22 protein-coding genes are annotated in these 23,831 nt (G+C 73.2%); 13 read left to right on the top strand and 9 right to left on the bottom strand.

Translation table 11 applies throughout. The features are described 5' to 3' along the window. Positions 1-227: 227 nt before the first annotated feature. From ACZ3X1_RS12440 to ACZ3X1_RS12420, 5 genes are read left to right on the top strand one after another with little or no spacing between them, the layout of a single operon-like run. Complete coding sequence (locus tag ACZ3X1_RS12440; RefSeq protein WP_467279104.1) at positions 228-3,335, top strand: sensor histidine kinase; 3,108 nt, start codon at positions 228-230, stop codon at positions 3,333-3,335. Further along, the gene (locus ACZ3X1_RS12435; protein WP_356815238.1) at positions 3,332-3,820 is read left to right on the top strand and encodes a roadblock/LC7 domain-containing protein; all 489 of its coding nucleotides are present in this window, start codon (positions 3,332-3,334) and stop codon (positions 3,818-3,820) included. The genes ACZ3X1_RS12440 and ACZ3X1_RS12435 overlap by 4 nt, the downstream gene beginning before the upstream one ends. Next, complete coding sequence (locus tag ACZ3X1_RS12430; RefSeq protein ID WP_356815237.1) at positions 3,817-4,206, top strand: DUF742 domain-containing protein; 390 nt, start codon at positions 3,817-3,819, stop codon at positions 4,204-4,206. The genes ACZ3X1_RS12435 and ACZ3X1_RS12430 overlap by 4 nt, the downstream gene beginning before the upstream one ends. Then, positions 4,187-4,816, top strand: a complete 630-nt coding sequence (locus tag ACZ3X1_RS12425) for a GTP-binding protein (protein ID WP_356815236.1) — start codon at positions 4,187-4,189, stop codon at positions 4,814-4,816. The genes ACZ3X1_RS12430 and ACZ3X1_RS12425 overlap by 20 nt, the downstream gene beginning before the upstream one ends. Before the next feature lie 3 nt (positions 4,817-4,819). Continuing rightward, entirely contained in the window at positions 4,820-6,079 is a 1,260-nt protein-coding gene (locus tag ACZ3X1_RS12420; RefSeq protein WP_467279100.1) for a styrene monooxygenase/indole monooxygenase family protein, read from the top strand. Here the strand turns inward: ACZ3X1_RS12420 and ACZ3X1_RS12415 are convergent. The 3 genes from ACZ3X1_RS12415 to ACZ3X1_RS12405 form a co-directional block, all read right to left on the bottom strand. After that, complete coding sequence (locus tag ACZ3X1_RS12415; RefSeq protein WP_467279098.1) at positions 6,031-7,188, bottom strand: C40 family peptidase; 1,158 nt, start codon at positions 7,186-7,188, stop codon at positions 6,031-6,033. The genes ACZ3X1_RS12420 and ACZ3X1_RS12415 overlap by 49 nt on opposite strands. A 1,579-nt stretch (positions 7,189-8,767) precedes the next feature. Continuing rightward, complete coding sequence (locus ACZ3X1_RS12410) at positions 8,768-9,157, bottom strand: SHOCT domain-containing protein (protein ID WP_356812426.1); 390 nt, start codon at positions 9,155-9,157, stop codon at positions 8,768-8,770. Then, positions 9,157-9,564 carry a DUF6325 family protein gene (locus tag ACZ3X1_RS12405; RefSeq protein WP_356812425.1) on the bottom strand — a complete coding sequence of 136 codons (408 nt, stop codon included), beginning with the start codon at positions 9,562-9,564 and terminating at the stop codon, positions 9,157-9,159. Before ACZ3X1_RS12405 ends, ACZ3X1_RS12410 begins: the two co-directional genes overlap by 1 nt. Positions 9,565-9,670: 106 nt before the next feature. On the opposite strand from ACZ3X1_RS12405, the gene ACZ3X1_RS12400 reads away from it, so the two are divergent. Further along, positions 9,671-11,041 carry an FtsW/RodA/SpoVE family cell cycle protein gene (locus ACZ3X1_RS12400; protein WP_362624874.1) on the top strand — a complete coding sequence of 457 codons (1,371 nt, stop codon included), beginning with the start codon at positions 9,671-9,673 and terminating at the stop codon, positions 11,039-11,041. Further along, the gene (locus ACZ3X1_RS12395; protein WP_356812423.1) at positions 11,038-12,498 is read left to right on the top strand and encodes a penicillin-binding transpeptidase domain-containing protein; all 1,461 of its coding nucleotides are present in this window, start codon (positions 11,038-11,040) and stop codon (positions 12,496-12,498) included. Before ACZ3X1_RS12400 ends, ACZ3X1_RS12395 begins: the two co-directional genes overlap by 4 nt. Before the next feature lie 96 nt (positions 12,499-12,594). Here ACZ3X1_RS12395 and ACZ3X1_RS12390 read toward each other — a convergent pair whose 3' ends face one another. After that, a complete protein-coding gene (locus ACZ3X1_RS12390; RefSeq protein WP_467279089.1) occupies positions 12,595-13,710 on the bottom strand; it encodes a ferritin-like domain-containing protein in 1,116 nt (371 codons plus the stop codon). 168 nt (positions 13,711-13,878) lie between these two features. Here ACZ3X1_RS12390 and ACZ3X1_RS12385 point away from each other — a divergent pair, with 168 nt between their 5' ends. The 3 genes from ACZ3X1_RS12385 to ACZ3X1_RS12375 all read left to right on the top strand — a co-directional run bounded on the left by ACZ3X1_RS12385 (position 13,879) and on the right by ACZ3X1_RS12375 (position 15,931). After that, complete coding sequence (locus ACZ3X1_RS12385) at positions 13,879-14,808, top strand: AurF N-oxygenase family protein (RefSeq protein ID WP_467279087.1); 930 nt, start codon at positions 13,879-13,881, stop codon at positions 14,806-14,808. A 132-nt stretch (positions 14,809-14,940) separates the two neighbouring features. Beyond that, complete coding sequence (locus tag ACZ3X1_RS12380) at positions 14,941-15,654, top strand: TetR/AcrR family transcriptional regulator (RefSeq protein WP_030834079.1); 714 nt, start codon at positions 14,941-14,943, stop codon at positions 15,652-15,654. Between the two features lie 10 nt (positions 15,655-15,664). Beyond that, positions 15,665-15,931, top strand: a complete 267-nt coding sequence (locus ACZ3X1_RS12375) for a hypothetical protein (RefSeq protein ID WP_356812420.1) — start codon at positions 15,665-15,667, stop codon at positions 15,929-15,931. Positions 15,932-16,171: 240 nt separating this feature from the next. Here the strand turns inward: ACZ3X1_RS12375 and ACZ3X1_RS12370 are convergent, their stop codons facing one another. The 3 genes from ACZ3X1_RS12370 to ACZ3X1_RS12360 all read right to left on the bottom strand — a co-directional run bounded on the left by ACZ3X1_RS12370 (position 16,172) and on the right by ACZ3X1_RS12360 (position 19,142). Continuing rightward, the gene (locus tag ACZ3X1_RS12370; protein WP_362624865.1) at positions 16,172-17,458 is read right to left on the bottom strand and encodes a HAMP domain-containing sensor histidine kinase; all 1,287 of its coding nucleotides are present in this window, start codon (positions 17,456-17,458) and stop codon (positions 16,172-16,174) included. Then, positions 17,455-18,336, bottom strand: a complete 882-nt coding sequence (locus tag ACZ3X1_RS12365; protein WP_467279077.1) for a hypothetical protein — start codon at positions 18,334-18,336, stop codon at positions 17,455-17,457. Before ACZ3X1_RS12365 ends, ACZ3X1_RS12370 begins: the two co-directional genes overlap by 4 nt. Positions 18,337-18,497: 161 nt before the next feature. Next, entirely contained in the window at positions 18,498-19,142 is a 645-nt protein-coding gene (locus ACZ3X1_RS12360; protein WP_467279073.1) for a hypothetical protein, read from the bottom strand. Between the two features lie 186 nt (positions 19,143-19,328). On the opposite strand from ACZ3X1_RS12360, the gene ACZ3X1_RS12355 reads away from it, so the two are divergent. After that, a complete protein-coding gene (locus ACZ3X1_RS12355) occupies positions 19,329-20,168 on the top strand; it encodes a nuclease-related domain-containing protein (RefSeq protein ID WP_356812417.1) in 840 nt (279 codons plus the stop codon). Positions 20,169-20,398: 230 nt separating this feature from the next. On the opposite strand, the gene ku is transcribed toward ACZ3X1_RS12355, so the two are convergent. Continuing rightward, the gene (ku, locus tag ACZ3X1_RS12350; protein ID WP_467279067.1) at positions 20,399-21,535 is read right to left on the bottom strand and encodes a non-homologous end joining protein Ku; all 1,137 of its coding nucleotides are present in this window, start codon (positions 21,533-21,535) and stop codon (positions 20,399-20,401) included. Positions 21,536-21,566: 31 nt separating this feature from the next. Between ku and ligD the strand changes: the two genes are divergently transcribed. Then, positions 21,567-22,463, top strand: a complete 897-nt coding sequence (gene ligD / locus ACZ3X1_RS12345; RefSeq protein WP_362624857.1) for a non-homologous end-joining DNA ligase — start codon at positions 21,567-21,569, stop codon at positions 22,461-22,463. Further along, positions 22,463-23,344: an ATP-dependent DNA ligase gene (locus ACZ3X1_RS12340; RefSeq protein WP_356812433.1), complete on the top strand. Its 882-nt coding sequence runs from the start codon at positions 22,463-22,465 to the stop codon at positions 23,342-23,344. The genes ligD and ACZ3X1_RS12340 overlap by 1 nt, the downstream gene beginning before the upstream one ends. A 53-nt stretch (positions 23,345-23,397) precedes the next feature. Here ACZ3X1_RS12340 and ACZ3X1_RS12335 read toward each other — a convergent pair whose 3' ends face one another. Continuing rightward, complete coding sequence (locus ACZ3X1_RS12335) at positions 23,398-23,793, bottom strand: DUF6479 family protein (protein ID WP_356812414.1); 396 nt, start codon at positions 23,791-23,793, stop codon at positions 23,398-23,400. Positions 23,794-23,831 lie beyond the last annotated feature (38 nt).

The raw sequence follows: 23,831 nt of genomic DNA, 5'->3' as shown, positions 1-23,831 counted from the left end.
GCTGTCCACGGAGCCGCTCTGGGGCCGGGTGCCCGAGTTGGTCGCCAACTCATCCGTGATGTTCACTCGTTCGAGTGGCCGGGTGGGCGATGTGCGGCTCTCTCCCCAACACGCTGCAAAGGTCTGAGGCGGTACGAGGGGGCAGGGGGCGTTTACTTGTTGACCGGCCGTTACCTCGGCCACACGAGTAGACGAGCAAAAGCACACGTACAGGATTGCGAGCACCGGTGCAGAAGAAGCGGTCTCGGAAGAACGGCACCGCCGCCGAAGGCCCGGCCCCCGCAGGACGCCGCGTCCGCGTGCGCAGCCGGCTGGTCGTCGGCGTCGCCGTCGCAGGGCTCACCGTCCTCGCGGCCGGCACCCCCGCCGTCGTCACGGCCGCGAGGGAGCTGAACGACTCCCAGCGGCTGGTCACCCTCGCGGAGCAGACCGGCCAGATCCTCACCCTCACGCACGTCCTCGCCGACGAGCGCGACGCCGTGGTCGAATACGCCGCCAAGGGCCGCCCCGGCGCGGCCAAGGCCGGCCTCCAGGACCGCGTCCTGCGCACCGACCGGCAGATCGCCGAGGCCGCGACCGAGGTCGACGAACCCCTCGCCATGGCCCTTGCCCGCGTCGCGGCCGTCCGCACCGAAGCCATCGACGGCAAGGGCACCGCCCTCGCCGCCCACCAGGCCTACACCGGCGTCATCACGGAACTCCTTGCCCCGGGCACCCGGCTGGCCGAGCTGACCCCGCCGCGCGCCGAGTCCGCCCTCGCCGCCACCCGCCCGCTGGCCCCCCTGGGCCAGGCCGTGGAACAGGCCTCCGCCACCCGCGGACTGCTGCTCGGGGCGCTGGCCGTCCCCCGCGGCGAGCAGCCCCCCGGCTCGGTCTCCGTCGACGAGCTCACCACCGCCGCCCAGCGCACCCGGGTACGGGAGCAGGCCGCCCTCGACGACTTCGCGCGCGTCGCCCGGCCCGACGTGCGCCAGACCCTCGCCGCCACCGTCACCGGCCCCGAGGTCAAGGCGGCCGACGACTACCTCAAGCGGCTCACCGACCGGCCCACCCTGACCGTCCCCGACCGCAAGACCGACGGCGCCGCCGTCAGCGCCGCGCTCACCGCCCGCATCGACCGGATGCGCACCGTCGAGGCCACCCTCGCCGGCCAGCGCGCCTCCGCCCTCGCATCCCTGCGCGACGACGACGTGACCCGGCTGGAGATCCTGGTCGCCCTCCTGGGCCTGCTCTTCATCGGCGCCGTCGGCTTCTCCACCGCCGTCGCGCGCTCGCTCACCCGCCCGCTGTCGGTCCTGCGGCGCGGCGCGGAGCGGCTCGCCACGCCCGAGGGCTCCGTGGAGCCGGTGCGGTTCACCGGCCGCAACGACGAGTTCGCCGAGGTCGTCCGGCACCTGAACGCCGTACGCGACCAGACGGTCTCCCTCCACACCCGGATCGCCGGGCTCGACGCGGACCGGCGCCGCATCATCGGCCGCAACGAGGCGCTCGCCTCCGGCCGCGAGGTGCTCGAAGAGGAACTGACGAAGCTGCGGGCGGGGCTGGAGGAGCACCGCCGCGTCATGTCGACGACCTCCGTCTCGCTGTCGCTGCGCACCCTGGGCCTGGTGGAACGCCAGCTCGCCGTCATCGAGGAGCTGGAGTCCAAGGAACAGGACCCGGACCGGCTCGCCACCCTCTTCAAGCTCGACCACCTGGCGACGGTGATGCGCCGCCACAACGAGAACCTGCTGGTCCTCGCCGGGCAGGAGCACGGCACCGGGCAGGGGCTCCCGGTGGCGCTGGTCGACGTGATGCGGGCCGCCGTCAGCGAGATCGAGCGCTACGAGCGCGTCGACCTCGCGGCGCTGCCCTCGTACACGCAGGTCGCCGGACACGCCGCCGACGACATCTCCCACGTGCTGGCCGAACTGCTGGAGAACGCGACGACGTTCTCGCCGCCGGACGTCAAGGTGAAGGTGTCGGGCTGGACCCTGGACTCCGGCGACGTGGTGCTCTCCGTCATCGACGAGGGCATCGGCGTCACCGACGACCGCCTCGAAGCGCTCAACGCCCGGCTGGCCACGCCCGAGGCGTACGACGAGGAGCCCGAGGAGGAGCACGGCCTGGGCCTCGGCCTGTACGTGGCCGGGCGGCTCGCGGCACGGCACGGGGTCACCGCGGAGCTGCGCGGCGCGCGGCACGGAGGGACCGAGGCCCTGGTCGTCATCCCCGCCACGCTGCTGCCCGCCACCCCGTCGGCCTCGCCCGTCCACACCCTGGCCGCACCGGGCGCGCCCTCGCTGCACCTGCCGGGCGTGATAGCGGAGGCGAACGAGAACACCCTCCACGCCCGCCCGCGCGGCGCCCACGCCGCCCCCGAGGCCGAGGCCGAGGCCGAGGCCGAGGCCGCGGTCCCGGTCGCCGACGCCGCCGAACCGGTGGCCGTCCCGGCCGAGCCGGTCACGCCGGTCACCCTGGCCGAGGCCCTGACACCCCCCGCCGACCCCGCGGCCGGCGACCCGTCCACCACCACGCTCGCCCCTCCGGCTGACGAGGTCTTCCAGGCGACCCATGCCACGGACACGCCCGCGGACGAGGTCTTCACGGCGTCCCCGGCCGCGGACGCCCCGCCCGCGGAGCAGGTCTTCACAACCGAGCCCCCCGCAGGGGATCCGGCCGACCAGGCGTTCACCGCGGCGGCCTCCGACACCCCGCCCGCGGACCAGGTCTTCACGGCGTCCCCGGCCGCGGACGCCCCGCCCGCGGACCAGGTCTTCACGGCGTCCCCGGCCGCGGACGCCCCGCCCGCGGACCAGGTCTTCACGGCGTCTCCGACCGCGGACGCCCCGCCCGCGGACGAGGTCTTCACGGCGTCCCCGGCCGCGGACGCCCTTCCGGCGGAGCAGGTCTTCACAGCCGAGCCCCCCGCAGGGGATCCGGCCGACCAGGCGTTCACCGCGGCCCCGGCCGCCGACACCCCGCCCGCGGAGCAGGCCTTCACTGCCGAGCCCCCCGCAGGGGACCACGCACACGCCCCCGCCGAGGCCGACTGGCTCCCCCGCCAGGGCAGCCACCCCGCCGAGCCGTCCGACGGCGGCCCCGTCACCGACAAGGGCCTGCCGAAGCGCACCCCGCGCACCGTCGCCGCCCCGCGCACGGAGGACGTACGACCCCAGCCGCCGCGCCGGGTCGACGCCGAAGAGCTGCGGCGCCGGCTCGGGGGCTTCTACCAGGGAGCCCAGGACGGCCGCCGCGTCGTCGCCGCCGAGCTCGCGCAGGACCGGGAACCGGACCGGGGGCAGGGACAGAGCAAAACCGACCAGGGGGACAGCGCACAGGAGGCACGCACATGACCGCGCCCAGTACGTACGGACTGAGCACCCAGGCCCGCAACCTGCAGTGGCTGCTGACCGACCTGGTCGAGGAGGTGCCCGGCGTCAACTCCGTCGCCGTCGTCTCCTCGGACGGGCTGCTGCTCCTGTCCTCCGACCCCGGAGCGGGCGGCGCGGGCGAACCCCAGGCGACGCCGCGGCCCAAGGGCCCACGGGGGGCGTCCGCCGACCTCGCCACCATCGTCTCCGGCCTCGGCAGCCTCACCACCGGGGCGGCCGCCCTCATGGAGTTCGGCGCCGTCAAGCAGACCATGGTGGCGATGGAAAACGGCTCCGTCTTCGTCATGGCCATCAGCGACGGCTCACTGCTGGGCGTGCACGCCACGCCCGACTGCGACATGAGCGTCGTCGCCTACCACATGGCCCTGTTCGTCGGCCGCGCCGGCCACGTCCTGACCCCCGAAGTCCGCAGCGAGCTGCGCCAGTCGATGGAGAACACCCCGTGAGGAGACCGGCCGCCGACCGACTCCCGATACGCGGAGCCGACCGCCGACCCGCCCGCGTCCGCCCGTACTCCCTGACGGGCGGACGGACACGGTTCACCCAGGTCCTGCACGTCGAGACCTTCGTCGCCGCCCTGGACACCAAGGCGTCCGAGCCGCAGAAGCCCGACCGCATGCCCGAGATGCCCGCCATCGTCGAGGTGTGCCGCCGCATGCGCACGATCGCCGAGATCGCCGCGCTGCTGAAGCTCCCGCTCGGTGTGGTCCGCGTCCTCGTCAGCGACCTCGCCGACCAGGGCAGGATCCGTGTCTACGCGACGGGACACGGCACCGGCCGACCCGAACGCGCGCTGCTGGAAAGGGTGCTCGGTGGCCTTCGCCGTCTCTGACAAGCCCGTGGTCGACGACGAACCGGCACAGCCCTGGCAGTACGACCGCTCCCGCGCGCCCGTCGCCGTCAAGGTGCTGGTCGCGGGCGGCTTCGGCGTCGGCAAGACCACCTTCGTCTCCTCCGTCTCCGAGATCACCCCGCTGCGCACCGAGGCGGTGATGACCCAGGCCAGCGTCCCGACCGACGACCTGTCCGGCACCCCGGACAAGCACACCACCACCGTCGCCATGGACTTCGGCCGCGTCACCCTCGACGACGACCTCGTCCTCTACGTGTACGGGACCCCGGGCCAGGAACGCTTCTGGTTCATGTGGGACGACCTGGTGCGCGGAGCCATCGGCGGACTCGTCATGGCCGACACCCGCCGCCTGCGCGACTGCTTCCCCGCCCTCGACTACTTCGAGAGCTCCGGGCTGCCGTACGCCGTCGCCGTCAACCACTTCGAGGGCTCGCAGTCGTACGAGCCCGAGGACGTGCGCGAGGCCCTCAGCGTCCCGCCGCACATACCCGTGGTGATCATGGACGCGCGAGAGCGCCGGACGGTGATCGAATCCCTACTGGCGCTGGTGGGCCACGCCCTCGACAGCACTCCCGAACAGAGGACTTGAGAGATGCGCAGGATACTTGTCGTCGGAGCCGGCCAGTCCGGTCTCCAGCTCGCCCTCGGACTCCAGGCCAAGGGGTACGAGGTCACCCTCATGTCCAACCGGACCGCGGACGAGATCCGCACCGGACGGGTCATGTCCACGCAGTGCATGTTCGACACCGCCCTCCAGCACGAGCGCGACCTCCAGATCAACTTCTGGGAGCAGCAGGCGCCGAAGATCGAGGGCCTCGGGGTCTCGGTCGCCGCCCCCGACGGCAGCCGCCCCATCGACTGGCTCGGCCGGCTCAAGGGCCACGCGCAGTCCGTGGACCAGCGCGTGAAGATGGCCGGCTGGCTGGACACCTTCACGCAGCGCGGCGGGCAGCTCGTCATCCACGGCGCGTCCGTCGCCGACCTCGACTACTTCTCCCGCACCTACGACCTGGTGCTGGTGGCCGCCGGCAAGGGCGAGCTGGTGTCGATGTTCGGGCGGGACGCGGCCCGTTCCCCGTACGACACCCCCCAGCGCGCCCTGGCCGTGTCGTACGTGCACGGGCTCGGTCCGCGCCCCGAGCACCCGGAGACGGAAGCGGTCCGCTGCAACCTCGTCCCCGGCGTCGGCGAGCTGTTCGTCATGCCGACCCTGACGACCTCGGGCCGGGCGGACATCCTCTTCTGGGAGGGCCTGCCCGGCGGCCCGCTGGACGTCTTCAACGGCGTCAACGACCCGGCGGAGCACCTCGCGCTCACGCTGGGGCTGATGGAGAAGTACACGCCGTGGGAGTACGCCCGGGCGACGAAGGTGGAGCTGACGGACGCGGGCGGCACCCTCGCCGGCCGGTACGCGCCGGTCGTCCGCAACCCGATCGGACGCCTTCCCGGCGGCGGGCTCGTCCTCGGCGTGGCCGACGTGGTCGTCGCCAACGACCCGATCACGGGCCAGGGCTCGAACTCCGCGGCCAAGTGTGCGGCCTCGTACCTCTCCTCGATCCTCATGCACGGGGACAACCCGTTCGACGAGGCGTGGATGAAGGCGACCTTCGACAAGTACTGGTTCACCACGGGCAAGCCCGTGACCCAGTGGACGAACGCGATGCTGGGCGCGCCGCCGGAGCACGTGCTCAACCTGATCGGCGCGGCCGCGCAGCTCCAGCCGGTGGCGAATCGATTCGCCAATGGCTTCGACAACCCGGCCGACTTCGACGCGTACTTCTACGACCCCGAGGACACGGCCGACTACCTGGCCGAGGTGGCCGCGGCCGCGGGAGCCTCCTCGGAGGAGTAGCCGGCATCGTCCCCCGCCGCGGTCCCCGATCCCTCGGGCAGCGGCGGCGGGGCGAAGGCCGCGAGCGGTCTCCCGTCGGGGTCCGGCCGCACCGCCCCCAGCAGCGGGTTCGCGGCGACCGGGGAGACCTTCACGACGGACCCGGGCCGCGGCGCCTGGATCACCTTGCCGTCACCGACGTACAGGCCCACGTGCGTGGCCTTGGGGAAGTACACCACCAGGTCCCCCGGCCGCAGCTGGTCCAGCGGCACCTTCGGAAGCCGCGCCCACTGCTCCTGACTGGTCCGCGGGATGGTCCGGCCCGCATGCGCCCAGGCCTGCGAGGTGAGACCGGAGCAATCGAAGGACCCGGGCCCCTCGGCGCCCCAGACGTACGGCTTCCCGATCTGGGCCGCCGCGTACCGCAGCGCCGCGCCGCCGGCGGCCGTGGGGGTGCCCGTGCGGGTGGGCAGGGCCCCGGAGGTCACCAGGTCCCGCTGCGCCGCCGCGGTCTGCTCCTCCTCATGCGCCCCGAGCCGGGCGAGCTGCTCGGGGGTCAGCGAGGCCAGCAGCCGCTCGACCTGCTTGAGCTGCGACGCGACCTCCTCCCTCTGCGCCTTCTGCCGCTCGGCCAGCGTCTGCCGGGTGTCCAGGGCCTTGCGTGCCCGTACGGCGAGTGCGTCGGCCTCCTTCTCGCCCTTCGCGAGGCGGCCCAGCGCCGCCGCCCGGCGGGCGCCCTCGCGGGCGGCGAGCCGACGCTGCTCCAGGGCCGCCTGCGGGTTCCCGGCCAGCAGCATCCGGGCGTAGGGGGACAGGCCCCGGCTGCCCTGGTACTGCTCGCGGGCGAGCCGCCCGGCGAGGACGCGCTCGGAGTCGAGCGCCGTACGGGCCCTGCCGAGCGCGGCGGTACGCAGCCGCTCCTCCTGTCGGCCCGCCTCCAGGGCGTCCTCCGTGGACTTGTACGCCTCGGAGGCCTCCTCGGCCTTTTGGTACAGACCCTGCAGGCGGGTGAGCAGCGCACCCACGTTCTCCCCTTCGGGCAGACCGGGTTCGGCGCCGGCATCCTGGACGGGTCCGGCGACGAGGAGCGCTACGGCGACAAAGGCAGCGCGAAGCCCCCGATATGACATGAAATCACCTCCGAGACCACCGATGCTGCCACGCCCGGTATGACAAATCGCCCCACGGGGTCGGCCGGTCGCGGGGGGCCACCCGGTTGGGGGGTGGGGGCGGAGGTGGGGGGCGTGGGGATCCACTCGGGCGGGGGCCGGAAGGGCGCGGCGGCGGTGTGGGGCTCCACTTGGGCGGGGGTCGGAAGGGCGCGGCGGCGGTGTGGGGCTCCACTTGGGCGGGGGTCGGAAGGGCGCGGCGGCGGTGTGGGGATCCACTCGGGCGGCGGGGGTCGGGAGGGCGCGGCGGCGGTGTGGGGGGCGGGGTCCGTGCGGGGCGGAGCCGGAAGGGCGAGGGGAGGCTTCGCGGGGGCGGGAGCCGCTCGGGCGGTGTCAGGGATGTGCTGGGGGTTTCCCGTCAGCCCCATCGTCTCTCCGTGTCGGGCCGGTCCCTCAAGGGCGCTCCTTCGTCGCGTCACTTCGTGATGGCCTTCGGCCACCCTTGACCGACCGTCCCGCCCCGGAAATCCGAAAGACTGCCGGGAAGCCCCCAGAGGAACGGGCCGGGACCAGTTTTCAGGGACGGGGCGTCGGATGCGTCCGGGCGGAGCCCGGTGCGCATCCGATCGCTACGCGCTCCTGGCGGACGGCGGCTGCGAGCCCCTGTGGCTGGGCATAAGCCGCCATCGATCGCTACGCGCTCCCCGACGACCGCGTCTCGCCCTTGTCTGGGGCTGATGGGGGCGATATCGGGGGGCGGAGGGGTGATCCATCGGCTCAGCCGAACCCAACCCCCGTCAAGACCGCCATGGGATCTCAGCCGTCGGTACAGACAGGGGCAATTGGGGCGAATTGACGGCTCTTTGGGGCGCGCAGTCACCTAGACATGGATTGGCATCGCTCCAGCCGTCATCTGACGCTTTTCCACCCCACACAGGGGGCCGGACGCCGTTCGTGAAGAGCGGAGGAAGCTTCCTGCGGCCCGAGACCAGCCCCAGACGGATCGCAGACGCCTGATAGAGAAGCGGGTGGCGATCTGAGGCGGCCTATGTCCAGCCCAAAGGGCGCGCTGACGCCGTCTCGCAGGAGTGCGTAGCGATTTGGGGCGGCTTATGACCAGCCCAAGGGGCTCGCAGGCGCCGTCTCGCAGGAGCGCGTAGCGATTGGTGGCGGCTTATGCCCAACCCAAGCGGCTCGCAGGCGCCGTCAGGCAGGAGCGCGTAGCGATTGGATGCGCACCGGGTTCCGCCCGGACGCATCCGACGCCCCGTCCTGAAATCTGGTCCCGGCCCGTTCCTTTGGGGGTTTCCCGGCTGTCCTCGTATTTCCGTGGCGGGACGGTCGGTCAAGGGTGGAGCGCAGCGACATCGCGAAGCGACGCGAGGAACGAGCGCCCTTGACGGGCCGGCCCGACACGGAGAGACGATGGGACTGACGGGAAACCCCCAGCACATCCCTGACACCGCCCGAGTGGCTTCCGGCCTCCCGAAGCCGCCCCCACACATTCCGGGCCCGCCCGACTGGATTCCTCCGTTCGCCGCCGCGCCCTGCGGGCGGGCCTCGCCGGGGTCGGCCCCCGCAGCCCCCGCCCCCGCCCCCCTCAGCCGTTCAGTAGGCGGGCCTTCGCCGTCGTGAACTCCTGGGGGGTCAGCAGGCCCTCGCGGGCCAGATCGGCCAGTTGGCGTAGCTCCGCCGCCAGGCCCGCGGGGGGAGTCGGGCCGGGCTCCGGGCGGGTGTCCGTGTCCCAGTACAGGGCGTCGATCGGCTCCGGCTCGTCCATCGGGTCCGGCTCCGGTTCGTCACTCGGCTCCGGTTCCGCCGCCCGGACGGACCGGGCCGGCAGGACCCTGTGCGGTGGTTCGTCCGGGCGTACCGCGCCCGCTGTGTCCTGCGCCGTCCCCGAGGCCCTGGCCAGCAGGCCCCGGAGCAGCGGGGCTCCCGCGGGGCGGTTCGCGGCGTGCACCGTCACTCCCATCGGGCGGATGAACATCAGGCCACCCCCGCCCGGGGGTCCGCCGGCACCCGGTCCGGCGGGATGCGGACCGAGCCCACGATCCGCCCGCCCGCCGCCCGTACGGCCACGGCGGCGTCCTCGGCCCATACGTGTTCGACCACCAGGAGCAGCGCGCAGCTTCCGCGCTCCAGCAGGTCCGCCGCCTCGTGCACGTCTTCCGGGCCGATCAGCCGGGCCGCGTCCCGCCCCGTCAGCAAGCCGTGCAGCTCCACGAACTCGTCGAACTCGGCCGCGAGGACCTCGCCCGACGCGGTCTTCGTGGCGACGAGGCCGTCGATCAGCCGGACCACCCCCGCCTTGCGCAGCCCCATCACGGCCTCGACCGCCGGCACCCGCAGCTGCTCCTCCGGGAAGGCGAGGACGATGAATTCCACAGGTCCCATGCGCCTCGGCTCCTCACTTTCGCTAGTTTCGACCGTTTGTGACGACTCTTCGGCACACTATGACATAAGCGGACATACCATCCGTCTGCTTGCTACGTTTCGGGGTATGACCGCTCTGACGGCGAAGGTGGCGGAGCCAACCCCGCCCCCGCCACCCGCAGCCGGCGCGCCCAAACGCCGCGGCGTCGAGCTGGCGCTCCTCACGGGTGCCGTCCTGATCTCCGTGCTCGGTCACCTCCTCGTCGGCCTCGCGACCACCGGCCGCATCCCCGACCCCACCGACCGCTATGCCGCCGGCCTCACCGCGGCCGCACTGTTGGCGCACCTGGCCGTCCGGCTCGGGGCCCCGTACGCGGACCCTCTCGTGCTTCCCATCGCGGTGCTGCTCAACGGCCTCGGCCTGGTGCTCATCCAGCGCCTCGACGCGACCACCCCGGGCCACCCCACCGCGGACGACCAGCTCCTGTGGTCCGCCTTCGGCCTGGTGCTCTTCGTCCTCGTCGTCGCGCTGCTCCGCGACCACCGGGTCCTCCAGCGCTACGCGTACTTGTCCGTCGCCACCGCGCTGGTGCTGATGCTGGTGCCCGTCTTCTTCCCGGCGGTCAACGGCGCGCACATCTGGATCCGCTTCGCCGGGCTCTCCTTCCAGCCGGGCGAGTTCGCCAAGATCCTGCTCGCCGTGTTCTTCGCCTCCTATCTCGCCGCGAACCGCACGGCCCTGGCCCTGACCGGCCGCCGGCTCTTCTGGAAGCTGCGCCTCCTCCCCGGCCGCGTCCTGGGTCCGATCCTCGCGATCTGGCTGCTGAGCGTCGGTCTGCTCGTCCTGGAGCGGGACCTCGGCACCTCGCTGCTCTTCTTCGGCCTCTTCGTGATCATGCTGTTCACCGCCACCGGGCGAATCGGCTGGATCGCGATCGGGCTCCTGCTCGCCGCCTTCGGCGCATACGCCGTCGCGACCTTGGAGCCGCACGTCAACAGCCGCGTGGACGACTGGCTGAATCCTTTCGCCTCCATCGAGCGCGGCGAGGGTCCAGGCCAGCTCGCCCAGTCCCTCTTCTCCTTCGGCGCCGGCGGCCTCCTCGGGGCCGGGCTCGGCCACGGCCATTCCTTTCTCATCGGATTCGCCGCCAAGTCGGACTTCATCCTCGCCACCGCCGGCGAGGAGCTCGGACTCGTCGGCCTCACCGCGATCCTGCTCCTCTACGGGCTCCTCGTCGCCCGCGGCTTCCGCGCCGGGCTCGCCCTGCGCGATCCCTTCGGCCGGCTGCTCGCCACCGGCCTCGCATCGATCATCGCGCTGCAGGTGTTCGTCATCGCGGGCGGTGTCACCGGGCTGATCCCGCTCACCGGCATGGCGATGCCCTTCCTCGCCCAGGGCGGCTCGTCCGTCGTCACCAACTGGATCATCGTCGCCCTACTGGTCCGGCTCAGCGACAGCGCCCGCAGACCCCGTCCCGCGCAGGAGGCGGCCGAGTGATCCGCTACATCCGCTGGTGCGCGTACTTCTGCGCGCTGCTGCTCCTGGCCCTGCTGGTCAACATCGCCCGCGTGCAGGTCTGGGAGTCCGCCGCCTACGGTGCGAATCCGGCCAACAAGAGGACGGCCATCGAGCGCTACGCCGAACCGCGCGGGGACATCCTCGTCGACGGGCGGCCCGTCACCGGCTCCCGCGACAGCGGCCAGCTGCTGCGGTACGAGCGTTCCTACACCGACGGCCCGCTCTACGCGCCCGTCACCGGCTTCTCCTCCCAGACGTACGGGACCAGCTTCGTCGAGCGCGCAGAGGACGCCGTCCTGTCGGGCACCGATCCGGGGCTGTCGGCGTTCCCGCTCTGGTACGACCTGGCGCGCGGCCGCCCGGCCGGCGGGAACGCCGCCACCACCGTCCGCGCCGCCGTGCAGCAGGCCGCGTACGCCGGACTCGGCGGCAAGCGCGGTGCGGTGGCCGCCCTCGAACCGGCCACCGGGAAGATCCTCGCGCTGGTCAGCAGCCCGTCCTACGACCCCTCCGTGCTGTCCGGCACGGGTGCCAGGGCGAAGGGTGCCTGGGCGGCGCTGAACGCGGACCCCGCCAGGCCGATGCTGAACCGGGCGCTGCGCGAGACGTACCCGCCCGGCTCCACCTTCAAGATCGTGACGGCGGCGGCGGCGCTCGACGCGGGGGTGGTCACCGATGTCGACGCGCCGACCCGGACCCCGGACCCCTACCCGCTGCCCGGAACCAGCACCCTGTTGCCGAACGCGGCGACGGGCTGCGAGGACGCCTCCATGGCCGAGGCCGTGCAGTGGTCGTGCAACACGGTGATGGCGAAGATCGGGGTGCAGGTCGGGCTGCGCCGGATGGTGGACGCGGCGCGCCGCTTCGGCTTCAACACGGAGGGGCTGCGGGTGCCCTCGTGGGTGTCCCGGTCGAACTTCGACACCGACATGAGCCTGGACCAGCTGGCCCTGTCCTCGATCGGGCAGTTCAACACCACGGCGACACCGCTGCAGATGGCGATGGTGGCCGCGGCCGTCGCGAACGGCGGTGAGCTCGCCTCCCCGTACCTGGTGGAACGGACCACCCAGGACGACGGTTCCCCGGTGCGGCGCGGCGACCGGCGCAGCCTCGGGCGGGCGATGAACCCGGCCACCGCGCTGCGGATGCAGGAGCTGATGGTGAAGGTGGTGGAGAACGGCACCGGCAAGAACGCGGCGATCCCGGGCGCGGTGGTCGGCGGCAAGACCGGCACAGCCCAGCACGGTGTCGGCAACGCGGGGACCCCGTACGCCTGGTTCATCTCCTGGGCCCGCACCGAGGGTGCGGCCCTGCCGGCGGTGGCCGTCGCGGTGGTCGTGGAGGACGCCTCGGCGGACCGGGGCGACATCAGCGGCAACGGCGCCGCCGCGCCGATCGCCCGGGCGGTGATGCAGGCCGCGCTGGCCACCCGGTGATGCAGGCCGCGCCGGCCACCCGGTGAGGCTCCGCGCCGGCCACCCGGTGACGCTCCCACCGGGTGTCCCGCTCCTGTGCCCGGCCGGATCCCGGCGTCACGGCTGCGGCAGGCCCCCGCCGTCGGCGATGGCGGCCGCGACCTCCGCCACGCGCGCCGACTCCTCGGCCGCGAAGCGCTCGCGGTCGAGGGCCTCGGCGACCTCCTCGTCCTGGCTCATCAGCAGGTCCAGGTCGGAGTCGCCCATGTGGAAGACGCCCAGGTCCACGTACGCCCTCTGCAGCCGTTCGCCCCACAGTCCGATGTCCTTCACGCACGGCACGATCCGGCTGAACAGCAGCTTGCGGAACAGGTGCAGGAACTCCGACTGCTCGCTGAGCCGCTCCGCCTCCTTCGGCGGGATGCCGAAGTTCTCCAGCACCTCCACCCCGAGCAGCCGGTCCCGCATCAGGTAGCAGCCCTCGATCACGAATTCCTCGCGCTCGCGCAGCTCGGCGTCCGTCAGCTGCCGGTAGTAGTCGCGCAGCGCCATCCGCCCGAAGGCCACGTGCCGGGCCTCGTCCTGCATCACGTACGCCAGGAGTTGCTTGGGCAGGGGCTTCGCGGTCGTGTCCCGGATGAGGCCGAAGGAGGCCAGCGCCAGCCCCTCGATGAGCACCTGCATGCCCAGGTACGGCATGTCCCAGCGGGAGTCGCGCAGGGTGTCGCCGAGCAGCCCCTGGAGGCTGTCGTTGACCGGGTAGAGCATCCCGACCTTCTCGTGCAGGAAGCGCCCGAAGATCTCGGCGTGCCGGGCCTCGTCCATGGTCTGCGTGGCCGAGTAGAACTTCGCGTCGAGGTCCGGAACGGACTCCACGATGCGCGCCGCGCACACCATCGCGCCCTGCTCGCCGTGGAGGAACTGGCTGAAGTTCCAAGCGGTGTAGTGCCGGCGCAGCTCGCCCCTGTCCTTCCCGGTGAGCTTGGGCCAGTGCCGGGTCCCGTACAGCGGGAGGGCCTCGTCGGGCGTCCCCAGCGGATCGTACGGGTCCACCTCGATGTCCCAGTCGATGCGCTTGGCGCCGTCCCACTGCTTGTCCTTGCCCTTCTGGTAGAGGGCGAGGAGCCGCTCGCGGCCGTCGTCGTACTCCCAGTTGAAGCGGGCGGAGCCGGAGGCGGGGATCTGCCAGACGGCCTCGCCCGGGTCCTCGGTGTAGAGCTCGTGCGTCGACACTGACGCCCCCTCGTCTCGCGTACTGCGGTGCAGGACCGGACAGTTGGCAGGGTCACACGTTGGTAGACGCGGGGTCAACAAGTCGTGCGCGGGGGATTGACGACCTTGCTGACAAGCAGTCTCATAACCAATGACCGCCGGTAACTCGACGACGAGGTGTCCGAAGCCATGACGACCGTGACCGAACGAGCCGCGCTCAGGGACGCCCTCGGCCTGCTCAAGGACCGGGAGCAGATAGCCGAGCGCCTGCTGGAATCCTCGGCCAAGCACTCCTTCGACCCCGACAAGGAACTCGACTGGGACGCCCCCATGATCGAGGGCAAGTACTTCTGGCCGCCCGAACTGCTCTCCCTCTACGACACCCCGCTCTGGAAGAAGATGGGCGAGGAGCAGCGCATCGACCTCTCCCGCCACGAGGCGGCGGCGCTCGGCTCCCTCGGTATCTGGTTCGAGATCATCCTCATGCAGCTGATGGTCCGCCACATCTACGACAAGTCGCTGACCAGCAAGCACGTGCGCTACGCGCTCACCGAGATCGCCGACGAGTGCCGGCACTCGATGATGTTCGCCCGCATGATCCAGAAGAGCGGCAGCCCCGAGTACCCCGTCTCCCGCCTCAACCACAACCTCGCGCGGATCCTGAAGACCGTCTCCACCACGCCCGGTTCCTTCGCGTGCACGCTGCTCGGCGAGGAGATCCTCGACTGGATGCAGCGCCTGACCTTCCCGGACGAGCGCATCCAGCCGCTGGTCCGCGGCGTCACCCGGATCCACGTCATCGAGGAGGCCCGGCACGTCCGGTACGCGCGCGAGGAACTGCGCCGCCAGATGCTGACGGCCCCGCGCTGGGAGCAGGAGCTCACCCGGATCAGCTGCGGCGAGGCCGCCCGCGTCTTCTCCCTCGCCTTCGTCAACCCGGCCGTCTACGACAACGTCGGCCTGGACCGCCGCGAGGCGGTCGCCCAGGTCCGGGCCAGCGGCCACCGCCGCGAGGTCATGCAGACCGGCGCCAAGCGGCTCACCGACTTCCTCGACGACATCGGCGTACTGCGCGGCGTCGGCCGGAGGCTGTGGCAGAGCTCGGGACTGCTGGCGTAGGGCAGCCCTTCCCGGGCCGGCAGCCCCGGCCCGGGACACGGAAGCAGAAGGGGCAGAGGCGCGGAGGTGCGATCGGGCCGGGACTTCGCCGACGCCGGCCGCGGCCGGCCGCTCGCGGGCTACCCTGCGGTCATGACCGTACGCGCGTACCGCAGGCTGAGCGTCGAGGAGCGGCGGGCCCAACTCCTCGACGCGGCCCTCTCGCTGTTCGCGCACCGGGCTCCGGAGGAGGTCTCGCTGGACGACGTGGCGGAGGCCGCCGGAGTCTCGCGCCCGCTCGTCTACCGCTACTTCCCCGGCGGCAAACAGCAGCTCTACGAGGCGGCCCTGCGCTCGGCGGCCGACCTCCTCGAACTCTGCTTCGCCGTACCCCAGGAGGGCCCCCTGACCCGGCGGCTGTCCCGGGCCCTGGACCGCTACCTCGCGTTCGTCGACGAACACGACACCGGCTTCGCGGCCCTCCTCCAAGGCGGCAGCGTCGTGGAGACCTCCCGGACGACGGCGACGGTCGACGGCATCCGGCGGGCCGCGGCCGATCAGATCCTCCTCCACCTGGGAGTCCCGGCGCCCGGGCCCCGGCTGCGCATGATGGTCCGCACGTGGATCACGGCGGTCGAGGCCGCCTCCCTCATATGGATCGACGAGGGCAAACAGCCCGAGGTCGACACCCTCCGGGACTGGCTGCTCGACCAGTTCATCGCCCTGCTGACGGCCACCGCCGCCACGGATCCGGAGACCGCGGCGGCCGCCCGGGCCGCCCTGGCCATGGAATCGGCGGACGGCCCGGTCGGGGCTCTGGCCCGGCGCGTCATGCCGGTGGTCTCCGAGGCCGCCCACCTGCTGTGACACTGGTGGGGTGAGAAGCGAACCGACCCCGTTCGAGGGCGGCCCGATGGACGGCCGGGTCCTCCCGATCCTGCTCGGCCCGACCGGCCACCCGCCGAAGTGGTACGAGATCCCCGTCCCGACCCCGGACGGCCCGCCGACGGTGCTGCTGTACGAACGCGTCCCGTCGGGCTACTCGAAGCGGCTGGGCCTGCAGAAGGGCTGGAAGTACGCCTTCCGCCCCTCGGGCACCAAGCCCCGCCCCCGCTGGCCCTGGACCAGGACCCCCCGCGCCTAGGTCGTGTCGTCAAAGTCCCGCCTGGCCGGCGGGGCCTGGTGCGCACGCTCGCCGCGTTGTCGTCGGTCACCGACGCTCCCTTGCGGGCCCGGGGAGGCCCCATGACCCCAGACCCCGCCCCCTGATCCGGCCTGATCGACAAGACATCCCCGAGGGGGGCGTCTCGGGCGCGTCCGCGTAGTGGCGCCGGCCCCTCCGCCTGCGGCCGGGCCGACGCCACAGGGCCCGGCCGGGGCGTCGCTACGAGCCCGGGAGGGAGAGGGCCGCCAGGCCGCCGCCGGTGTCCGCGGCGTGGAAGCGCAGCGTCGCGCCGATCGCCTCTGCCTGGCCCACGGCGATGGTCAGGCCCAGCCCGTGGCCCTTCCCGCCGCTGCGGAAGCGCTGCGGGCCGTGCGCCAGCAGGTAGTCGGGGAAGCCGTCCCCGTGGTCCCGCACGGTCACCACCGGTCCGTCCACCGTCAGCACCACCGGCGGGCGGCCGTGCTGATGCGCGTTGGCCACCAGGTTCCCCAGGACCCGTTCCAGCCTGCGCCGGTCCGTCTCCACGTGGGCGTCCCGCAGGACGACCACCTCCGTGTCCGTCCCCGACGCCCGCACCACGCGGCGGGCCAGCCTCCCCAGCTGGTGCAGGTCCGTCTCCACCGCCTCGCTGCCCGAGTCCAGCCGGGAGATCTCCAGCAGGTCCTCCGTCAGCTGCCGCATCGTCCGTACCCGTTCGCGCACCAGCTCCGTCGGCCGCCCCTCCGGCAGCAGCTCCGACGCCGCCTGCAGCCCGGTCAGCGGCGTGCGCAGCTCATGGGCCACGTCCGCCGTGAACCGCCGCTCGCTCTCCAGCTTCGACTGCAGGCTCCCCGCCATCGTGTCCAGCGCCCCGGCCACCGTCGCCACCTCGTCCTGGCGCCGCGACGGGTCCTTCGTGCGCGGGTCGTCCACCCGGGCGTCGAGATCGCCCTGGGTGATCCGCCGCGCCACGGTCGCCGTCTGGTGCAGCCGCCGGGTCACCCGGGTCACCGAGAAGGCGCCCACGAGCAGCGTCCCGCCGATCGCCAGGACCGACGACCCGATGATCGCGTTGTCCAGGCCGCTGATGGTGCGGGCGCTCTGCCCGTAGTCGACGGCGGTCGCCAGCGCCCGGCCGTCCGCCGGGGCCGCCGCCCACATCGTCGGGCGGCCGCGGTGCTCGGCCACCACCGTCCCCCGGTGGCCGCTGACCGCGAGGGCCCGCAGTTCCGGCGGCAGCCCCACCGGGTCCAGTCCGGAACCGGGAGGCAGGTTCTCGCCCGCCTCGTAGGCGCTCACGACGTCGTCCAGTTTGCCCAGCGCCTTCTCACGCGCCGTGGCCACCGTCTGGCGGGTCACCTCCACGTGCACGAGCGCGCCGAGCACGGCCGCCAGCGAGCAGCACATCACCACGATGAAGCACGCCGACTTCCAGGTCAGCGTGGCCGTCCAGGAGGGCAGTCGGAGCCGTAGCCGGAGTCGGAGCGGCAGCCGCCGCCCGGCCCGTCGCCCGCGGTCCTCGCTCACGGCCGGTCCGGGGCGGGCCCGCGACCGGGGCCGGACCCGGTCCCCGGACCGGGGCCGGATCCGGATCCCGGACCGGACCCGGGGCCCGGACCGGACCCGGATCCCGGACCGGACCCGGGGCCCGGGACGGGGCCGCGGTCCGCCGGGCCCTGCGGATTCGCGGGCACCCGTACGATCTGCTCGCGCGTCGGCAGCATGGTGCGCTGCTTCTCCTCCCAGGACCAGGCGGTGATCAGCTCGTAGCCGCGGTTCCCGCTGGGCACCCGCAGGACCACGTCCCGTCCGGCCAGTTCCACCGAGACGACGGTCTGCGTGGTCGCCATGATCCGGTTGAGCCGCCCGTCACGGTCCGCTGTGTAGACCCGTACGGACATCCTCCGGTCCGGGAACTCGATGCCCACGATCAGCTCGTCCTTGCCGTTGCCCGTGAGGTCCCGGTAGTACGGCGCCAGCACCGGGCACGCCCCGGGCTCCGCGGCACCCTTCCTGCACGCGTTGATCGCGGCCGCGGTCTCGGCCGGTATCCCGTCGGCCCCGGCCCCGGTCTTCGGGTGGACCCGCAGCTCCGCCTGGACGAGGGCCACCGGGTCGACCGCGTGCACGTCCTCGTCGCGGACGGGCGGGATCCCCTTCACGTACTCGGGCGGGGCCCCGGCCGGATCGGCCGGCGGTACGGTCGCCCCCTGGCGGTCGGGCCAAAGGTGTACGGGACCGCTCGCGGTCGCGGTCGCCCCGGCGGCGACCAGCCCGCCCGTGTCGCCGCACCCCGCCAGCAGCGGAAAGGCGGCGAGGACCAGCAGCGGGGCGACGGCGGGAGCGGGGGAGCGGCGGTGGCCGGAGCCTGCGAAACCGAACCTCTTGACGGCCCCCCTGTCCACAGTCCCCGTGCCCTTCTGCCCGCGTTGCGCCGTCGGTCGATCACGCCCACCATATGCGGAGGTGCGCCCTTTTTGCCCATGCGGGTCTCGATGCCGATACGGGTACCGCCCCCCGGCACGCGGGCGCGCCGGTCATCGATACCCCGGTACCCCGGCCCCGGTCAGCCGTCCGTGCGTCCACGGCGCAGCATGGCGAAGCCGAGCCCGGCCGCACCGACCGCCGCGATACCGCCGCCCGCGGCGAGCAGCAGTACGCCGTCGCCCGGTCCGTCCGCCAGCGTACTCAGCCGCCGCCCCTCGGCGGACGCGGCCTCCAGGGCGCGGGTGTCGCCGGAGGCGGCCCGCTGTTCGCCCGAGACCGGGACGACCTGCCCGCTGCGCGCACCGTCACGAGTGCCGGTCTTGTGTCCGGCGCCCGCGACGACGTGGCCGGCGCCCTGCGCGGGGGCGTCGCCCACCCAGGAGGTCACCCGGCCCGCCGGGTCCAGGGCCGCGTGCAGTTCGCCGGCCGCGCCGAAGTCGGTGACCCCGTCACGGCTGGTCAGGGTGGTTGCCTTGGTGCCGTCGGCGGCCAGGATGTCGGCCTGGTAGACGCCTTGGGCGGTGCGGTAGACCTTCGCCGTGGACACCCCGTCGGCCAGCGACAGGCTCTTGACCAGGATCCGCCGCGGGGCCGCCGAGTGCGCGGACGAGGCCGCCGGTACCCCTTCGGCCAGAGCGGCGGCAGTGGGCAGCGCCAGCAGGCTGCCGGCACAGGCGGTCACGGCGGCGGCGCGAACGAGAGTGCGGCGGCGGACGGTACTCACGGGAAGTCCTTCGGTGCTGGTCACGGCCTGGCGTCTCCAGGTGCGACCAACCTAGGGGGCGGCCGTTGCGGCGACACCCCGTTCGTGTAACAGCGAAGTCGCAACGTTCCGTCGGAGTCGTTACACAGTCGAGGGATTGCCGTGCGGCGCCCCGGCTGCTCCCATGGACGGCGGGGGTGAGGGTGAATGCGCGGACTCAAGGTACTGCCCAGCGGCCGGCCCGGCCGCGGCCGGCTGTACGTCAACCTGCCCGACGGACAGGCGGTCGCCTGGTACGACCGCCAGGCCAACCGGATCAGCGTCCTCGCGGACGGCCATCGCGAGGCCGTCCTGGCGGTGCTGCGCCCCTTCCTGAGCGGCACCGTGTCCATCGGGCCGCCCCCGGTACCCACCGCGGCCGACCTGCGCCGCCTCGCCCTGCCGCCGGACGCCGACCTGGCACCGAACCGCCCCGCCGAGATCCTGTCGGGGGAGCTGGAGCACGGCGCCGCGGGCGCCCGCGCCCGGCACCGGCTGCGCCAGGACCTGACCGCGCAGCAGCGGATGGGCGACGCCTTCGACGCCCTGGAGCCGGACGGCTGGCGGACCCTGCACTGCGTCCCGCTGCCGGGCTTCGGCCACATCGACCACCTGGTCATCGGCCCGGCGGGGATCTTCTGCGTGCGTACGGTCCCGGGGCGCCGTCAACGCGCGGTCGTCGGCGACCTGTTGCTGACGGTCGGCCGCGCGGAACCCCGCCCGGACCCCCGCTGGATCCGCGGTGCGGCGGCCCGCGCGACGGCGCTCCTGGCCGCGAAGGTGACCCCCGCCCTGGCGGTGGTCGACGCCTCCCGCCTGGACACCGCCCCGACGGTGCGCGACATCCGCATCCTCCAGCCGCCGACGGCGACCCCGGACCTCGTCGCGTCCCCGACTGTCCTCAAAACCCCGGACGTCGAAGCGCTGTTCGCCCAGGCCCGAGACACCGGAACCTGGCTGCCGAACCCCGGCTTCGCCGGACCCCATTCCAGGCACGCCGGCGTTTGAGGCGCGGGGTCCGGGGCGGAGCCCCGGGAAACGGCGAAAGGGCGGGGCGGGGAAAGGGCGCGCCGCAGGCCCGCCCGCACCCCTGCCCCGCCCCAACGGGCCTCACCGCAACGGCGCTCGCCGCTCCGGGCGCTCACCGCAACGCGCTCGCCGCAACGGGCGCTCACCGCAACGGCGCTCGCCGCAACGGACGCTCACCGCTACGGGCGCTCGCCCCAACTCCAGCCGCCTCAGGCAGAACTCCGCTTCCGCGGCGTCGCGGCCTTCTTCGCACCTGCCGCGGCCTTCTTCGCGCTCGCCGCCGAAGTCGACTTGGTCGCACCGGACTTGGCCGCCGCCCCCGACCTGCCCACCGCCCCCGACTTGGCGGTGGTCGCCTTCTTCTTCGACGCGGCCGACGCGGTCTTCGCCGCCGCCGCGGTCTTCTTCGCCGAAGCCGCCGTCGACTTCTTCCCGCCCACGGACTTCGGCGCGGTCGACGCCTTGCCCCCTGCCCCGCCCCGCCGCATCGGCGTGACCTCGGCCCCGCCGCCCGCCGCGGAGTCCTGCGCCGCGTCCACCCCGCCGTCCGCGCCGCCGCCCGCCTCGCCCCGCGAGGCCTTCGCCGCCCGCACGCTCTTCTCCAGCGCCGCCATCAGGTCGATCACCTGTCCACCGGCCGGCTTCCCCGGGGCCTCCGCAGGTTCGAACGCCCCACCCGCCTTCGCCGCGATCATCGCCTCCACCGCATCCCGGTAGTCGTCGTGCAGCGAGGTCATCTCCACCTCGCCGAGCGTCGCCATCAGCGCGTCCGCCAGGTCGAGTTCGGCGTCCCGTACCGTCACCTCCACGTCCGGAGCGACCCCCTCCGGCACCCGGATCTCGTCCGGCCACAGCAGCCCGTGCATCGCGATCACGTCGTCGACGACCCGCAGCATGCCCAGCCGCTCCCGCCCCCGCAGCGCGTACTTGGCGATCGCGACCTTCCGGCTCCGCTTCAGCGCCTCCCGCAGCAGCGTGTACGGCTTCGCCGCGGTCGCCCCGTTCGCCGCCAGATAGTACGCCGCGTCCATCTGCAGCGGATCGATCTCCTCGGCGGGTACGAACGACATGATCTCGATCGTCTTCGCGGTCGCCAGCGGCAGCTGCGCCAGGTCCTCGTCCGTGATCGGGATGACGGACCCGTCCGCCTCCTCGTACCCCTTGCCGATCTCGGCACCCGGCACCTCCTCGCCGTCCAGCTCGCACACCTTGCGGTAGCGGATCCGCCCGCCGTCGGCGAGGTGGATCTGACGGAAGGAGATCGAGTGGCTCTCGGTCGCGTTCACGAGCTTGATCGGAATGCTGACGAGGCCGAAGGAGATCGCTCCGTTCCAGATGGATCGCACGTTTCCTCCTGTTTCGTGGCAATCTCATCGTATGACGCCGATCACATTGGTGGAGGGCCGTCGCATCTCGCTCAGCAACCTCGACAAGGTCCTCTACCCGGAGACCGGCTTCACGAAGGGCGAGGTGCTCCACTACTACGCCACCGTCGCGGGGCCCCTGCTCGCCCAGATCCACGACCGGGCGGTGTCCTTCCTGCGCTATCCCGACGGACCGGACGGCCAGCTGTTCTTCACCAAGAACCCGCCGCCCGGCGCACCCGACTGGGTGAGGACCACCCCCGTGCCCCGCTCCGAGGACCCTTCCGCCGAACAGGTGGTCGTCGCCGACATGGCCACCCTCATGTGGTCCGCCAACCTCGTCGTGGAGTTCCACATCCACCAGTGGCCGGCCGGCAGCCCCGCCGTCGCCGACCGTATGGTCCTCGACCTCGACCCCGGTGCGCCCGCGACCGTGGTCGAGTGCAGCGCCGTCGCCCTGTGGCTGCGCGAGCGCCTCGCCGCCGACGGCCTCGACGCCTACGCCAAGACCTCCGGCTCCAAGGGCCTGCACCTGGCGGTGCCCCTGGAGCCGACCCCGTCGTCGCAGGTGTCCGCGTACGCGAAGCAGCTCGCCCAGGAGGCCGAGCGCGAACTCCCCGACCTGGTGGTCCACCGCATGGCCAAGGCCCTGCGCCCCGGCAAGGTCTTCGTCGACCACAGCCAGAACGCCGCCGCCAAGACGACCGCCGCCGCCTACACCCTGCGCGCGCGGGCCCGCCCCACCGTGTCCGCCCCCGTCTCCTGGACCGAGGTCGAGGCCTGCCGCACCCCGGCCGACCTGGTCTTCCTCGCCGACGACATCGGGCCGCGACTCGACCGCCACGGAGACCTCTTCGCCCCCCTCGCCGACCCCGCGCAGGGCCGCCCGGCCCCGAGGGCCCGGCCGTGATCCGCGTTGCGCTCGCCGCCGCCGTACGCACGCTGCCGCGCACGGCAGGACTGGCGTACGAGCCGAAGTTCGACGGGCACCGCCTCGTCGTCGTGCGCTCCGCGGCCGACGTGACGCTCCAGGCCCGCTCCGGCCGCATCGTGACCAGCGCGTTCCCCGATCTGGCGGCTGCCGCGCTGCACCTGCCCGCCGGGACGGTCCTCGACGGTGAGGTGGTGGTCTGGCACGACGGCCGGACGGACTTCGCCCTCGTGCAGCGGCGCGCTGCGGCCACCGCCGCCCGGGCCGCCGTGCTCGCGCAGAGCCTGCCGGCCTCGTACGCCGCCTTCGACGTGCTGGAACTGGCCGGGCTGGACGTGCGCGGCCGCCCGTACGAACGACGCCGCTCCCTCCTCCTCGACCTGCTCCTGCCGCTCGGGCCGCCCCTTCAGCCCGTCCCGATGACGACCGACCCGGAACTGGCGGCCACCTGGTACGAGACCCTCCCCGCCAGCGGCATCGAGGGCCTCGTCGTCAAACGGCTGGACCAGTCCTACCCGGCCGGGCGGCGCGGCTGGCAGAAGCTGCGGCACACCGACGTACGGGACGCGGCGGTGATCGGCTACACCGGAACCCCGCGCCGGCCGCTCGCCCTCGTCCTCGTCCTGCCGGTCGGGGAGGAGACCCCGCTGGTGTCGAGCCCGCTGACGGCGGCGCTGCGCCGGGAGGTGGCGGAGGCGGCCGCCGCGCGCGGGGCCGCCGAGCCGCGGGCCACCGTGACCGCCATCGGCCTCGGCGAGGTCCCCTACCGCGTCCTGGACCCGCCGCTCACGGCGGAGGTCCGGCACACCTCGGCCCGGCATCCGCCCCCGGAGGTGCTCCGGCTGCGAACAGACCTCTGACCCGCGCGGGAGGCGCGGGCCAGAGGTCCTCGCGGGCCGTCGGGCAGTGCGGGTCAGGCGTGCGCCCCACGTCCGGCATCCGGCGGAGAGCCGGGCTGCGGGTGCGGGCCCGGCCCCTCGGGCAGCTCGTAGCCGGACTCGCGCTCCTTGCGGACCTCGTCCGGGTGGCTGGAGGTCGTCGAGCCGAAGTTCCCGTAGCCCTGCATCTCGTGCGGTCGCAGGCCGCCCTCGGGGATCTCCACCTGGTCCCGCTCCTCGCGGACCTCGTAGACCGCTCCGCCGTTCGGCAGGTGGGGCTGTTCCTCGCTGGCGGGCGGGGGCGGCTCCTTCGCCCGGACCAGCTGGCCCAGCTTGAAGCCCCCGAGCAGGAGGGCCACGACGGCCAGTCCGACGATCGGGAACCACGCGACATCCGTGAGGATCGAGTCCACGCTCAGGATCATGTCCATACGGAGCATTTTCCCCCATACCATCCGGTTATGCGCAT

The sequence above is a fragment of the Streptomyces sp. NPDC023541 genome, assembly GCF_055559995.1.
The sequence above is the reverse complement of the archived record's forward strand: the minus strand, read 5'-3'. Positions and strand labels throughout refer to the sequence as shown.

Coding starts and splice junctions, on each gene's coding strand:
- ACZ3X1_RS12410 (WP_356812426.1), bottom strand. CDS start 9,157: ATGTTCATCCGCCCGATGGGAGTGACGGTGCACGCCGCGAACCGCCCC.
- ACZ3X1_RS12405 (WP_356812425.1), bottom strand. CDS start 9,564: ATGGGACCTGTGGAATTCATCGTCCTCGCCTTCCCGGAGGAGCAGCTG.
- ACZ3X1_RS12400 (WP_362624874.1), top strand. CDS start 9,671: ATGACCGCTCTGACGGCGAAGGTGGCGGAGCCAACCCCGCCCCCGCCA.
- ACZ3X1_RS12380 (WP_030834079.1), top strand. CDS start 14,941: ATGACCGTACGCGCGTACCGCAGGCTGAGCGTCGAGGAGCGGCGGGCC.
- ACZ3X1_RS12420 (WP_467279100.1), top strand. CDS start 4,820: ATGCGCAGGATACTTGTCGTCGGAGCCGGCCAGTCCGGTCTCCAGCTC.
- ACZ3X1_RS12335 (WP_356812414.1), bottom strand. CDS start 23,793: ATGGACATGATCCTGAGCGTGGACTCGATCCTCACGGATGTCGCGTGG.
- ACZ3X1_RS12385 (WP_467279087.1), top strand. CDS start 13,879: ATGACGACCGTGACCGAACGAGCCGCGCTCAGGGACGCCCTCGGCCTG.
- ligD (WP_362624857.1), top strand. CDS start 21,567: ATGACGCCGATCACATTGGTGGAGGGCCGTCGCATCTCGCTCAGCAAC.
- ACZ3X1_RS12355 (WP_356812417.1), top strand. CDS start 19,329: ATGCGCGGACTCAAGGTACTGCCCAGCGGCCGGCCCGGCCGCGGCCGG.
- ACZ3X1_RS12435 (WP_356815238.1), top strand. CDS start 3,332: ATGACCGCGCCCAGTACGTACGGACTGAGCACCCAGGCCCGCAACCTG.
- ACZ3X1_RS12415 (WP_467279098.1), bottom strand. CDS start 7,188: ATGTCATATCGGGGGCTTCGCGCTGCCTTTGTCGCCGTAGCGCTCCTC.